Source organism: Streptomyces sp. CB01201 (genome assembly GCF_002803085.1).
In the GTDB taxonomy this organism is placed as follows: domain Bacteria; phylum Actinomycetota; class Actinomycetes; order Streptomycetales; family Streptomycetaceae; genus Streptomyces; species Streptomyces hundungensis.
This window is the reverse complement of the sequence record NZ_NNBJ01000001.1, coordinates 687,262-700,207: the sequence shown is the minus strand read 5'-3', so window position 1 is coordinate 700,207 and position 12,946 is coordinate 687,262. Positions and strand designations below refer to the sequence as shown.

Below are 12,946 nucleotides of genomic sequence, written 5' to 3'. Positions count from 1 at the left end.
GCGGCGCGGCGGAAGCGGTTCAGGGGGCGGCGGCGAGCTGTTCCGCCGAGGCGTACGCGGCGCGCTCCCGGGCCGTCGGGGAGAGCGCGACGAAGGCGGCGGTGATGAAGAGGTAGGACCCGAGGCCGACGGCGAGGGGGAAGATGAACTGCATCGCCGTGGCCCCGGGCAGAACGGCGCCGCTCGGGGCCACGTCCACGCTCACCGCGATCATGCCGGTGTAGTGCATGGTGCTGACGGCCGCGCCCATGACGAGGGAGGCGATCGCCACGGCCACGGGTGACTCGATGTTGAGCCCGGCCCACAGCGCGGCGGTCGCGGCGGCCACGGCGATGACGACGGAGAGCGTGACGAGCGCGGGGTCGTAGTGGACCTGTCCGTGCAGCCGCAACGCCGCCATGCCGAGGTAGTGCATGCCGGCGACACCGAGTCCGGTGGCGAGGCCGCCGGTCAGCAGGGCGCGGTTGCGGTCCTTGCCGTAGCCGACGGCGAAGACTCCGGCGCCGACGAAGACCATGGCGACGAGCAGGCTGAGAACGGTCAGGAGCACGTCGTAGCGGATGTCGGTGCCACTGACGGCGAAGCCGAGCATCGCGACGAAGTGCATCGTCCAGATGCCGGTACCGATGGCCGAGGCCGCGGTGATCAGCCAGTTGCGCCGGGAGCGTCCGGTGGCGCCCAGGGCGCGCACGGTGCAGCGCAGCCCGAGGGCGGCGCCTATGCAGGCCATCGCGTACGACAGCACGGGGGTCAGCCAGCCGAAGGCGGCGTGGTCCAGGTGTCCCATGGCCCAGGGACGCTAGTCCGGGGCGGGGCGCACGACGGGGGCGCAGTTCGAAAGCTGCTGGAATATGACGAAGAGGTGTTCCCCCGCGATCGCGCTTTGTTCGAATGCGCTCACCGTGGTCTATTTTCGGCCACTGCGGGATCGTTGGCGCGTGGGGGATCATGGGGCCATGGCCGGAGACCAGGAACGTGTCAAGGAATTCTTCGCCGCTCGCGCGACCGACTGGGACCGCAAGTTCCCCGACGACGGCCCGGCGTTCGCGGCGGCCGTCGCGGAGGTCGGGCTTGCGCCGGGCGACACCGTGCTCGACGCGGGATGCGGCACCGGCCGCGCCCTGGCGCCGCTGCGCGACGCGGTGGGCCCGACCGGCGTCGTCGTCGGCGTGGACCTCACCCCGGAGATGCTCACCGAGGCCGTACGGGCCGGGCGCGACCGGCATGCCGCGCTGCTGCGTGCGGACGTGACCCGGCTACCGCTCGCCCCCGCGTCCTTCGACGTGGTGTTCGGTTCCGGTCTCATCTCCCATCTGCCCCAACCAGCCCAGAACCTGCGGGAGTTGGCGCGGATCACCCGTCCCGGCGGTCGCCTCGCCCTGTTCCACCCCATCGGCCGCGCCGCACTCGCGGCCCGCCACGGCCGGGCGCTCAGCGACGAGGATCTGCGCGCGGAACCCCGGCTGCGGCCGTTGCTCGCCTCGGCCAACTGGCGGCTCCTGTCGTACGCCGACGAGGACCGGCGCTATCTCGCGGTGGCGGTGCGCGAAGGCTGACCGGCGACCCGCCGGCCGATTCGGGCCACTTCCCGCACGAAGCCGGCCGGGTTGTCGAACATGACGTTGTGCCCGGCGTCCGGAACGGTCACCACCCGGACGCCGGAGGCGACGAGCCCGGCGCGGTTCCGCCCGCCCCGGCGCGGGGCACCGGGCAGCCCCGGACGCCCGGCACCGGAAACGTGCCGAGCTCCGGGACGCGATAGCCGTTCGGGTAGCCCCTGACCTCGCGGTTCTGGCGGCCGTAGTGCGGCGTGGAGCGCGGCGGGAGCAGGCGTACGGCTCGGGCTCGCAGGCGTAGCGCGCCACGGACCAGGGACCGCACGGCCGGGGCGGGCCGCTCGTAGCGGAACGCTCGAAGGAGGGCGTCGTCGAGCAGGGCGAGGCTCACGGTGCGCAGCGCGGGGGCCAGCGGGCGCGGGTACCAGGAGGCCATGAGGTCGAGGGTCGCGTCCGACACCTTCCGGCCGCCCGCGTCGAAGCCGAAGTGGGCGGCCTCGTAATCGTCCAGGCAGCGCTCGAACTCCTCGTAGGAGTCGGGGATTTCCTTGATGCCCAGGTGTCGGCCGAGCGTCTGGTAGTAGCGGGCAGCGGCACGCATTTCGTGGTCGCTCAGGCGCCGCCATCCGTAGGAGTCGAGCCAGCGCTTCGGCACCACCACGAAGGTGCAGAGCACATAGCGCATGTCGTCGTCGCCGATGTCGTACGAGCGGTGCATCTGGTTGACGCGGCGCACCGCGGCCCGTCCGTCCACGCTGTCGAAGCCGTGCTCGACGACGGCATCGAGGAGCAGGGTAGTGTCGTCGTACCGCTTCTGCGAACGCTCCGTCAGCTCTGCTGTGCGGGCCAGGAGTTGGCCGATGCTCGGCACGGCATAGGTGCGATACAGCGCGAGCTCCAGGGCGCGGGTGTAGTCCCACGGGAACTCCAGGCTCGCCGTCATCCGATGGATCTCCAGAAAGTCCCGCTCGGGGTCGAGGCGTTGGATTTCCTTGAGCCGGTCGAAGCGAGTCACGGCTGACCCCCTATCTGTCGACGGAGACCCAACTCTACGTCGGCGTTCACAGGTTGAGGGAAACGCGTTGGCGGGAACGCGTTGGCGGGAACACGGTGATAAGGACCGTTCGAGAGACCGGGCCTGCCGCGCGGGTGCGCGCGGATCGTCCACGCGAAGGTGGTCCTGATGTTCGCGAGATTCCGCAAGGCTGCCGACTCACCACCGGCCGACGATCGCCGGCACAACATCTTCGAGGCGGCGGCCGCGTATGTGGCGGCCTGCGCGGAGGACGACCAGGACGCGCTCGACGAGGCGGCCGGCTGGGTGTCACCGGAAGCCCTGTCGTTCGGGGTCCGGGAGCTGGCCTGCCGGGCCGTCATCGCGCTGGCCCGCGACCGCGACGAGTCGCCGACCGCCGTCGTCCGGGAGCTGATGGACCTGCCGGCGGCCTGACGATCCCGCGAGGAGAGTTCGCGGTCCGGGACCCTCGACGTCCGCGTTACCCAGTAGTTAGGGTGCGCCGATGAGCGAACCGAAGGGGAGGATTCCGTGACCGGGACGGACGAGGCGGAAGCGGCCACAACCACCGCAGACGAGGCGCTCTACGTGCTGACGGCGGCGCTCCTCACCCCCGCACAGTTCCCGAGCGTGCTCGGCGACGACTACCCCGAGGCCTGCGCGGCGCTCGGGCTCGGCCCCTACGCCCAGGGGTACGGGCTCGTCCTCGGGCAGGACGGCGCGGGCGCCCGCTGGACGGTGGTCATCGACGACGTGTCGCTCGTGGCCGTGGCGATCGCGTCCTGGGACTGCGGGATGGAGTACGACCTGTCCCCGGACGAGCGCACCGTGGTGGCGGCGCTGCCCGGCTGGCCGCTGGAGCTGGTCGTCTCGGCACCGGACGTGCCTGCTCCGCACGACCCCGAGCCGGACCCGGAGGGCCCTCCCGCGCTCACGCCCCCCGACACCGACGCATGGGGCCCGGCCCAGCGGCGCCTGGGTGCGGACGCGGTGGCGGTCCAGTGGAGCACCTGGCGCGAGCAGTTGGACGTGGCCACGTTCGGGCAGCCGCCGGGCAGCACGGCGGCCCCGGACACCTCCGGTGGCTCCGAGACCCGGAGCACCCCAGCGGGTTCCGGCGGGGACGGCGTCACCGCCGGCGGCGAGGAGGGCGCCGGGGTCGGCGAGCCGAGCACACGGGCCGAGCCGAGCGAGCGGGCCGAGCAGACTGGGAGCGCCGAGGCTGTCGCCGTCGAGGCCACGGCCCCCGAGGAGCGCGACCGGCACGGCACACCCCGCGAGCCGGAGGCGCCGGACACCGCTACCGCCTCGGGCCCCGGCGGGGGACACCGGCACGACGACGGCGATGAGCAGGAGGAGCGGGGAGTGCGACGCGCGCTCGCCGAGCTGCGCGGCTATCTCGACGCCGCTCCCCCGATCGGCCGGGTGCGCTCCACCTTCGCGCCGGGTGGCGCCCGCACCCTGCGCGCCGACGGTCCCGGCTGGTCCCTGGTCGCCAGGACCGACGACATGGCCTTCGTCCTGCTCGACGGGTGCCCGGGCGATGTCCACCCGGTGGCCCGCGACGAGGAATTGCCCGGCCTCCTCGAAGCGCTGGGGGCGATGGCGGTGCGGCCCCTCTAGCGGCCGAGCTCCTTGCGGGATATGCGGCGCAGCCGACGGCGCTGGCTCGGGTCCAGCGTCAGGTAGGCCACCACGGGGACCCCTATCAGCACCAGCAGGGCGAGCCAGAAGCCGATCAGGGGGATCAGAATGAGCCCCGCCACGACTCCACCGGCGGCGATCATCGCGCGCTTCGACATGTCCGTCGCCTTCCTCTGCACGGCCCGCGGCCGCTCTTCCTGTCCAGAGAACGCACGGTCGCGCCCGCTGGTTCCAGCTTCTTCCACTATGCGTCACTTCCGCAGCGGTGCGCCGACCTCGTGCATGTGGTCGAGAGCCTGCCGGTAGGAGTCGGTCAGCGAGGTCTCCGCGTACGGGATCCCCAGCGCGGCGCAGTGGGCGCGGACCATCGGCTGGGCGAACCGCAGGTGCGGGCGCGGCATGTTCGGGAACAGATGGTGCTCTATCTGGTAGTTCAGACCGCCGAGGAACCAGTCGGTGAGCAGCCCGCCGCGTACGTTGCGCGAGGTCAGGACCTGTCGGCGCAGATGTCCCCACGCACGGTGCTCGGGGTCCTCCGGGTCGGGCATCTCCATGCCCTTGTGGTTGGGGGCGAAGGTCATGCCCAGGTGCAGACCGAACAGGGCGTGGTGCAGCAGTGCGAAGGCCAGCGCCTTGCCCGGCGACATGATCGTCAGGAGCAGCGTCGCGTAGCCGGCGAGGTGGACCAGGAGGAGCGGCGCTTCCACGGCGCGCTCGCGCGGCGGCTGCCGCCTGAGGTCCTGGAATCCGTACACCTTCAGGGCGATGCCCTCCAGGAGCAGCATCGGAAAGAAGAGCCGGGCCTGGTTGCGGGTGAGCCAGCGGGCGAAGCCCTCGCGGTGCTCGGCCTGGCGCTGGGTCCACACGAGGGCGCCGACGCCGACATCGGGGTCCTTGTCCACGTGGTTGGGGTTGGCGTGGTGCCGGTTGTGCTTGTCGTTCCACCAGGCATAGCTCATGCCGAGGAGGAGGTCGCTGTGGCACAGCCCGATCACCCGGCCCATGCGCTTGCCGCGGGTGATCTGGCCATGCCCGGCGTCGTGGCCGAAGAACGCGGCTCGCGCCCAGAACACGGAGAGCGGCACGGCGAGGAGCAGGGTCCACCAGGTGTCGCCGGTGAACACCATCGCGGCGGCCGTCCCGGCGAGCGCGAGCAGGTTGACGGCGATGCGGGCGGCGTACCAGCCGGTGCGCCGGTCGAGAAGGCCCTGCCCCTTCACCGTCTTGAGCAGGGGCGCGAATTCGCTCCCGGCCCGTGGCTCGGCCGGGGCGCCGAGGCCCGTGCTCGGTTGGGGCATGGTGGCCTGTGGCATCACGTCTCCGGTGTTCGGTCGTCCCCCGCAGTTCCCTGCGCTGACCTCACTGAACGTACGGACCGGCACCCCTTGACGACCATGGAGTCACCCCCCGTCTGCCGACGGGGGGTTGCCCCGCGCTCATAGGTGGTGCTGGCAACACCCACCCTGGTCAGGGACGCATCCGCGCCCCCTCCGGGGAAGTCGCGTCGGCCCGCGCGAAGGTGCGTCCCGGGCGCTGTTCCGGAGGGTCCAGGGCCTGAGCCCACCTCGCCCGCACCGCCCGCCCCCTTCCACCCCGCACGCCCCGGACCGTACGGTAACTACCTTGTGACGCTTGCCTGTTGACCGATCGAGGGAGCCGACCGTGTCGGGGGAATCCAGCAGGGCTACGGGCACGGGTCTCGCGCGGAACGCGGTCGGACTGCGCGAGGTCCTGTTCCAGAGCGTCACCGCGATGGCGCCCGCGGCGGCCGTCGCCGCCTCCATTCCGGCCGGTGCCGCGTTCGCCGGCGGCAGCCTGCCCCTGTCGGTCGTGGTGGCCCTGGTGGCCTGTCTGTTCACCGCCTCATGCGTGGCGGAGCTCGCGCAGCATCTGCCCGCCGCCGGCTCGGTCGCCACCTACAGCGCCCAGGGCCTGCACCCGGCCGTCGGGTTCCTGGTCGGCTGGGGCTATGTGTTCGTCGAGGCCCTGGTGCCGCCGCTCCTTCTGCTGCAACTGGGCTTCACCACCGCGGGCACCCTGCACCAGCAGTGGACGTCGTATCCGGCGGACCTATGGTGGCCCTGGTCGCTCGCCGGGGCCGTCGTCATCGCGATCGCGGGCTTCTTCGGGGTACGCGCCTCGGCGCGGTTCGGCACGGTCCTCGGCATCTTCGAGATCCTCGTGTTCGTGGCCTTCGCGGTGATGCTGATCGTGGCCGCCGGATCCGACAACACCCTTACGGTGTTCGGCACTTCGCACACCGCGCACGGCTACGGCGGCTTCGGCGGGGTGTTCGCCGGGTCCGTGTACACGGTGCTCGCGTTCGCCGGTTTCGAGGCGGCGGCCCCGCTCGCCGAGGAGGCGAAGGACCCCCGTCGCACCATGCGTCGGGCGGTGTTCGGGGCGGCTCTCGCGATCGGGGTGGTGTACGTCCTCACCACGTACGCGATGGCCGTCTACTTCGGCCCCGACCGGTTCGCGGGCTTCGGCGCCTCCGGCGACGCCTCGTGGGAGGGCGTGGCGCGGGCCTCGTTCGGCCTCTTCTGGGTGATTCTGTTCCTGGCGGTGGTCAACTCGACGGTGGCGAACGCCAACGCCTGTTCCAACGTGTCGACCCGGACCGCCTTCGCGCTGGGCCGGATCGGGGTCTTCCCGCGCGCCTTCGCCCGGCTCCACCCGAGCCGCCGCTCCCCCGTGACGGGCGTCGCCGTGCAGTTCGCGGTGGCGGTGGCCGTGATGCTCGGGCTCGGCCTGGCGTACGACCCGGTCACGGCGTTCGCGATGCTGGCCACGGTCATCGTCACCGTGATCATCGGCGTGTACATCGTGGCCGACGCGGCCTGCGCCGGATACTTCCTACGGCGTCGCCGCGATCTGTTCAGTCCGCTGCGGCACATCCTGTTCCCGGCGCTCGGCATCGCCGCGTTCGTCCCGGCGCTCCTGACGGCGGCGGGCATACCCGCCTTCAGTTTCGTCGCCGAGCTCACACCTCCGGTGTCGTATGCCGGGCCCGTCGTCGCGGTGTGGATGGCGGCCGGGATCGTCGTGCTCGTGGTGCTGGCACGACGCCACCCGCAGCGGCTGGCGCAGACCGGCCGCGTCCACCTCATCGATCCCGATGAGGACCACGAGGAGACAGGAGCGGTACGAGGATGAGCGACGACCCGGTGATCGTGACCGTGCGGCCCGAGGAGAACGAGTACGCCTGGACGTTCGGCGGAGCGGCACCCGTCGCGCGCATCGCGCCCGGCACCGTCCTCGACCTCTACACCGAGGACTGCTTCGCCGGTCGGGTGCGCTCCGAGCGCGATCTGGTGTCCCGCGTCTGCGAGTTCCCGTTCCTCAACCCGCAGACCGGGCCGTTCTACGTGGAGGGCGCCGAGCCGGGCGACACCCTGGCCGTGCACTTCGTGTCGATCCGCCCCGCGCGGGACTGGGCGGCATCCACGACCGTCCCGCTGTTCGGCGCGCTCACCTCCACCCGTGCGACGGCGACGCTCCAGCCGCCGCTGCCCGAGGTGGTGTGGATGTGGGAGCTCGACCGGACCCGTGGGACATGTCTGTTCCGGGCCCGGGAGAGCGACATCGAGATCGAGCTGCCGATGGATCCGATGCACGGCACGGTCGGGGTGGCGCCGGCCAATCTGGAGGTGCGTTCGGCACTGGTGCCGGACGCGCACGGCGGGAACATGGACACGCCCGAGATGCGGGCCGGGGTGACCTGCTATCTGGGCGTCAATGTGGAGGGCGCCCTGTTCAGCCTCGGCGACGGGCACGCACGACAGGGCGAGGGCGAGACATGCGGGGTCGCCGTGGAGTGCGCCATGAACTCGGTGGTCGTGGTGGAGCTGCTCAAGGGCGTGGCGACGCCCTGGCCGCGCATCGAGTCCGACTCGCACATCATGTCGACGGGATCGGCCCGGCCTCTCGAAGACGCCTTCCGCATCTCGCAGTTGGACCTGGTGCGCTGGCTGGAGCGCGACTTCGGCCTTTCCGAGCTGGACGCGTACCAGCTGGTGAGCCAGGCGGGTGAGGCCCCGCTTGCCAACGTCTGCGACACCAACTACACCTGTGTCGCCAAGATCCGCAAGGAGTGGCTGCCCCGACAGGGCGAGCCGCACCGCGGCCTGCATCGTCACCTGAGGGCGCTGGCCGGTCAACTCCACACGTTTACAGCCTAGTTCAGGGGTACGTCCATGAACCGAAGAAGACTGCTCCAGGGCGCGGCCGCCACGGTCGGCGCCGGTTTGCTGTTCCCGGCCACGGAGGCGGCGGCGGACGGCACCACCGACTATCCGGGGGCCCACTGGACGGCCGCGTCGTCCTCCAACTACACCGCTTCGAGCAGGCCTTCGTCCTACTCGATCGACTACGTCATCATCCACGTCACCCAGGAGACGTGGTCGAACACCATCGGCATCTTCCAGAACCCGGCCAAGCAGGTGTCCGCGCACTACGTGACGCGTTCGGCCGACGGATACATCGCGCAGATGGTCCGGGAGCACGACATCGCCTGGCACGCCGGGAACTGGGACTACAACACCCGCAGCATCGGCATCGAGCACGAGGGCTGGGTCGATCAGCCGGCCTATTTCACCAATGCGCTGTACGAGCGTTCGGCGGCGCTCACCGCGAACGTCTGCGACCGGTACGGGATCCCGAAGGACCGTGAGCACATCCTCGGCCACTACCAGGTGCCCGGCACCGATCACACCGATCCGGGGCCGCAGTGGGACTGGGTACGGTACATCCGGCTGGTCAACTTCGCCTGAGCGCACGCCGCTTCGGGCACCGGTGGGCAACTCTCCCAGAAGCTCCGGTTCCGCGCTTCTTGCCGCGGCGTCGCGCCGCGACGACGATGGAGGGCGGCCCATACGGTGCGCGGGGAGGCCCTAGGTGACGGACAGGCGGGACGAGTCCTGGGTGGCCCTGGAGGCGGGGGCGGATCCGGCCGAGCGCACTCGTCAACTTCGGCGGGCGCACGAGCAGTTCACCGTCGGCGGGCGGGTGACGCGTCCGGTACGCCCTCTGGTCGCGGCATCCTGGCAGCGCTCCGCGCGGGCCCGGGTCAGTCCGGACGGCACGGCCGGCGTGGAACTCGGCGAAGAGGACCTCGCCGCCTGCCGTGACGCCCATCCGCTCGCCCGCGTCATGCCGCTGATACGGGAGCTGACCGGGACGTACGCCGGTGACGGCGAGCACCTGGCCGCGGTGTGCGACGCGCAGGGACGGCTCCTGTGGGTGGAGGGTCATCCACGGACCCGGAGCGCGGCCGGGCGCATGAATTTCGTGCCCGGCGCCCGCTGGGCGGAGTCGGCCGTGGGAACCAACGCCCCGGGTACCGCCCTGGCCGAGGACCGGCCGGTCCAGGTCTTCTCGGCCGAGCACTTCCGCCGCCCGGTGCAACGCTGGACCTGCGCGGCGGCCCCGGTGCACGATCCCCGCACCGGGCGGCTGCTCGGCGCCGTCGATCTGACCGGCGGCGACGGCCTCGCCCATCCGCACAGCCTCGGCTTCGTCCAGGCGGTCGCGCGGGCCGCCGAGTCCGAACTCGCCCTGCTGGCACCGCCTCCCGCGCTCGACGCGATCGGGCTCGGCGCCCTCGGCCGGGACGAGGCGCTGCTGGTGGCGGGCGGCCGCAAGCTGCGGCTGAGCCGGCGGCACAGCGAGATCGTGGTCCTGCTCGCCCGTCACCCCGAGGGTCTGACCGGCGATGAACTCCTGGTGGCGCTGTACGAGGACGAGGCGGTCAGCCCCGTCACCCTGCGCGCCGAACTCTCGCGCCTGCGCAGGCTGTTGGGTCCCGAGCTTCTCGCCTCACGTCCCTACCGGCTGACCGCCCCGGTCGACGCGGACTTCGACACGGTGGCCCGGCGGCTCGGCTCCGGTGCGGTGGCCGCGGCCATGACGGTCTACGCGGGGCCGCTCCTGCCCGGCTCGCAGTCGCCCGTCGTGGCCCGCCTGCGCCGGCGCCTCGCCGATCAACTGCGTGCCGCACTGATCGCGCGCGCCGATCCCGGTCTCCTCGCCGACTGGGCGTACAGCCCGTGGGGCGAGGAGGACCTTTCGGTGTGGCAGGCCTTGGCGATGGCACTGCCGAGATGCCAACAGGCGCCCGTACGAAGCAAGTTGAGGGAGCTGGCAGTGGAGCAGGGCCTCGCAACGGAGTCGCAACGTCCGGGTGCCTAGGCTGCGCGGCGTGCGCCGCTCAAGGGCGGGCGGCGCGGCAGAGGAAGGCCCACGCAGATGACCCGTTACGCAGCGCCCGGCACCGAGGGTGCGCTCGTCTCGTTCGAGTCCCGCTATGACAACTGGATCGGCGGCGAGTACGTGCCGCCGCGGCTCGGCCAGTACTTCGAGAACCCGAGCCCCGTCAACGGCCGCCCCTTCGCCGAGATCGCGCGCGGCACCGCCGAGGACGTCGAGCTGGCGCTGGACGCGGCGCACGCGGCCGCGCCCGCGTGGGGGCGTACCTCGCCCGAGGCCCGCGGGAACGTGCTGCTGAAGATCGCGGACCGGATGGAGGCCCATCTGGAGGAGCTGGCGATCGCGGAGAGCTGGGAGAACGGCAAGCCCGTCCGCGAGACGCTGGCCGCCGACATCCCGCTCGCCATCGACCACTTCAGGTACTTCGCGGGGGCGCTGCGCGCGCAGGAGGGCACGCTCAGCGAGCTCGACGACGACACGGTGGCGTACCACTTCCACGAGCCGCTGGGCGTGGTCGGCCAGATCATCCCGTGGAACTTCCCGATCCTGATGGCGGTGTGGAAGCTGGCCCCGGCCCTGGCGGCGGGCAACGCGGTGGTGCTCAAGCCGGCCGAGCAGACCCCGGCGTCCATCCACTTCTGGATGAGCCTGGTGGCCGACCTCCTCCCGCCGGGCGTGGTGAACATCGTCAACGGCTTCGGCGTGGAGGCGGGCAAGCCGCTGGCGTCGAGCCCGCGCGTCGCGAAGATCGCGTTCACGGGCGAGACCACGACGGGGCGGCTGATCATGCAGTACGCCTCGGAGAACATCAGGCCCGTCACGCTCGAACTGGGCGGCAAGTCACCGAACATCTTCTTCGACGACGTGTGGGCGCGGGACGACGACTTCCGCGACAAGGCGCTCGAAGGCTTCACGATGTTCGCCCTCAACCAGGGCGAGGTCTGCACCTGCCCGTCCCGCGCCCTGATCCAGCGCGGTCACTACAGCGAGTTCCTGGAAGCAGCGATCGCCCGCACCGAACAGATCGTGCCGGGCCACCCGCTGGACACCGACACGATGATCGGCGCCCAGGCCTCCAACGACCAGCTCCAGAAGATCCTCTCCTATCTGGACATCGGCCAGCAGGAGGGTGCCAAGATCCTGACGGGTGGTCAACGCGTCCACCACGGTGGCGAGTTGGAGGGCGGCTACTACGTCCAGCCCACCATCTTCGAGGGCGACAACCGTATGCGGATCTTCCAGGAGGAGATCTTCGGCCCGGTCGTCGCGGTGACGTCCTTCACCGACTTCGACGACGCGATCGGCACGGCGAACGACACCCTGTACGGCTTGGGCGCGGGCGTCTGGACCCGCGACATGAACACGGCCTACCGCGCCGGCCGAGCCATCCAGGCGGGGCGGGTCTGGACCAACTGCTACCACGCGTACCCGGCGCACGCCGCGTTCGGCGGCTACAAGCAGTCGGGCATCGGGCGCGAGACGCACCGGATGATGCTGGACCACTATCAGCAGACGAAGAACATTCTTTGTTCCTACAGCCCTCAGAAGCTCGGCTTCTTCTAGACCTTCAAGTGGGCGGCGTTAAGGCGCTGTTGTTCTCCAGACCACCCAGCACGACAAACGCGCTCAGCGACAAGGTCAACACCTTGCACCACCACACGCGCTCAGGTGACATCATCCCGGTCCAGCCGTGGACCAGAAGTGGAATCTCAAAGATCCAGTCGCCTCCGCCGCCCGAGTGCGACCTTCGACTCCGTGACACGGCCGGGAACTGATCACCGGGCTATGGAGTCCGTCATAATGTGAACTGCCGGGATGCCAGTGAAGTGGTGGGGAAGTTGTGACGAACAGCAGCGGTAGCAATCCGTCGGCAGCGGGCCCGGGCACGTCTGCGCCGGGGCAGCCGCGCTGGGCCTGGTGGGTCGTGGGCATCGTCGTGCCCGTCGTTGGCATCGCAGCCACGGTGTTCATCGACAACCGGCACAGCTCTGCTGACGACTCGAAGCCACCCGCCGTCGCGGGGGCACCGTCTGCCACGCCTGATCAAGCCAAGCCAGCCGTGTCAGCGGATCCGGCCAGCCCGGGGAACACGGCGTCCCCCGCCATGTTCGGTCCATACGACATTCAGTTCCAGAGTAGCGCCTACGGGGTTGACATCGACTTCGACACGCGCAAGCCGCTTGTTGCGGATGCCCTCAAGGGCGCTGACTTGTCGGCCGTCACCGATGGAAGCGGGACGGCTGGTTCCACCAAATTCCACGGTGGCCCCCGGCTCGCGGCGATCATTGCGCCGATTTCGGGAGGTCATGCTGATCCGACCGAGGCGGAGTGCGCGAAGGCGTTGCGGAGCAACGGCGACCCCATGTTGCAGGACCCGCCTCAGAATGCGCAGTTCTGTATTCAGACCACCGAGGGGCGTATTGCGTTCGTGCGTGTCGTGTCGGCCGCAGCGGGTGGGCACACCATGAGGCTGAGAGCGACGGTTTGGGACCTCGCCACCTAGTACTCAGTGCGGTTTCGTGAT

General features: G+C 70.8%; 13 protein-coding genes. 9 read left to right on the top strand and 4 right to left on the bottom strand.

The annotated features are described in order from the left end of the window. Positions 1–19: 19 nt before the first annotated feature. The gene (locus CG740_RS03175) at positions 20–787 is read right to left on the bottom strand and encodes an MHYT domain-containing protein (protein ID WP_100573304.1); all 768 of its coding nucleotides are present in this window, start codon (positions 785–787) and stop codon (positions 20–22) included. Positions 788–956: 169 nt separating this feature from the next. Between CG740_RS03175 and CG740_RS03170 the strand changes: the two genes are divergently transcribed. Beyond that, complete coding sequence (locus CG740_RS03170; RefSeq protein WP_100573303.1) at positions 957–1,556, top strand: class I SAM-dependent methyltransferase; 600 nt, start codon at positions 957–959, stop codon at positions 1,554–1,556. Positions 1,557–1,644: 88 nt separating this feature from the next. Here the strand turns inward: CG740_RS03170 and CG740_RS03165 are convergent, their stop codons facing one another. Next, on the bottom strand, positions 1,645–2,571 hold the full coding sequence (locus CG740_RS03165) for an oxygenase MpaB family protein (protein WP_100573302.1): 927 nt from the start codon (positions 2,569–2,571) through the stop codon (positions 1,645–1,647). A 168-nt stretch (positions 2,572–2,739) separates the two neighbouring features. On the opposite strand from CG740_RS03165, the gene CG740_RS03160 reads away from it, so the two are divergent. Then, positions 2,740–3,006, top strand: a complete 267-nt coding sequence (locus tag CG740_RS03160; protein WP_100573301.1) for a hypothetical protein — start codon at positions 2,740–2,742, stop codon at positions 3,004–3,006. 96 nt (positions 3,007–3,102) lie between these two features. After that, the gene (locus CG740_RS03155) at positions 3,103–4,194 is read left to right on the top strand and encodes a hypothetical protein (protein ID WP_100573300.1); all 1,092 of its coding nucleotides are present in this window, start codon (positions 3,103–3,105) and stop codon (positions 4,192–4,194) included. On the opposite strand, the gene CG740_RS03150 is transcribed toward CG740_RS03155, so the two are convergent. Together CG740_RS03150 and CG740_RS03145 are read right to left on the bottom strand one after the other, a co-directional pair. Then, positions 4,191–4,373, bottom strand: coding sequence for a hypothetical protein (locus CG740_RS03150; RefSeq protein WP_100573299.1), 183 nt, complete (start codon positions 4,371–4,373; stop codon positions 4,191–4,193). The genes CG740_RS03155 and CG740_RS03150 overlap by 4 nt on opposite strands. Before the next feature lie 93 nt (positions 4,374–4,466). Then, entirely contained in the window at positions 4,467–5,528 is a 1,062-nt protein-coding gene (locus tag CG740_RS03145; protein ID WP_100573298.1) for a fatty acid desaturase family protein, read from the bottom strand. A 349-nt stretch (positions 5,529–5,877) separates the two neighbouring features. Between CG740_RS03145 and CG740_RS03140 the strand changes: the two genes are divergently transcribed. The 6 genes from CG740_RS03140 to CG740_RS39530 all read left to right on the top strand — a co-directional run bounded on the left by CG740_RS03140 (position 5,878) and on the right by CG740_RS39530 (position 12,925). Further along, positions 5,878–7,371, top strand: a complete 1,494-nt coding sequence (locus tag CG740_RS03140; RefSeq protein ID WP_234376019.1) for an APC family permease — start codon at positions 5,878–5,880, stop codon at positions 7,369–7,371. Then, the gene (locus CG740_RS03135) at positions 7,368–8,396 is read left to right on the top strand and encodes an acetamidase/formamidase family protein (protein WP_100573297.1); all 1,029 of its coding nucleotides are present in this window, start codon (positions 7,368–7,370) and stop codon (positions 8,394–8,396) included. The genes CG740_RS03140 and CG740_RS03135 overlap by 4 nt, the downstream gene beginning before the upstream one ends. 15 nt (positions 8,397–8,411) lie before the next feature. After that, positions 8,412–8,987 (top strand): N-acetylmuramoyl-L-alanine amidase, encoded by a 576-nt coding sequence (locus tag CG740_RS03130; protein WP_100573296.1) that lies wholly within the window; start codon positions 8,412–8,414, stop codon positions 8,985–8,987. 124 nt (positions 8,988–9,111) lie between these two features. After that, positions 9,112–10,404 (top strand): GAF domain-containing protein, encoded by a 1,293-nt coding sequence (locus CG740_RS03125; protein ID WP_234376018.1) that lies wholly within the window; start codon positions 9,112–9,114, stop codon positions 10,402–10,404. 57 nt (positions 10,405–10,461) lie between these two features. After that, positions 10,462–11,985: an aldehyde dehydrogenase gene (adh, locus tag CG740_RS03120; protein ID WP_100573295.1), complete on the top strand. Its 1,524-nt coding sequence runs from the start codon at positions 10,462–10,464 to the stop codon at positions 11,983–11,985. Between the two features lie 277 nt (positions 11,986–12,262). Continuing rightward, the gene (locus CG740_RS39530) at positions 12,263–12,925 is read left to right on the top strand and encodes a hypothetical protein (protein ID WP_159030209.1); all 663 of its coding nucleotides are present in this window, start codon (positions 12,263–12,265) and stop codon (positions 12,923–12,925) included. The last annotated feature ends 21 nt before the right edge of the window (positions 12,926–12,946 follow it).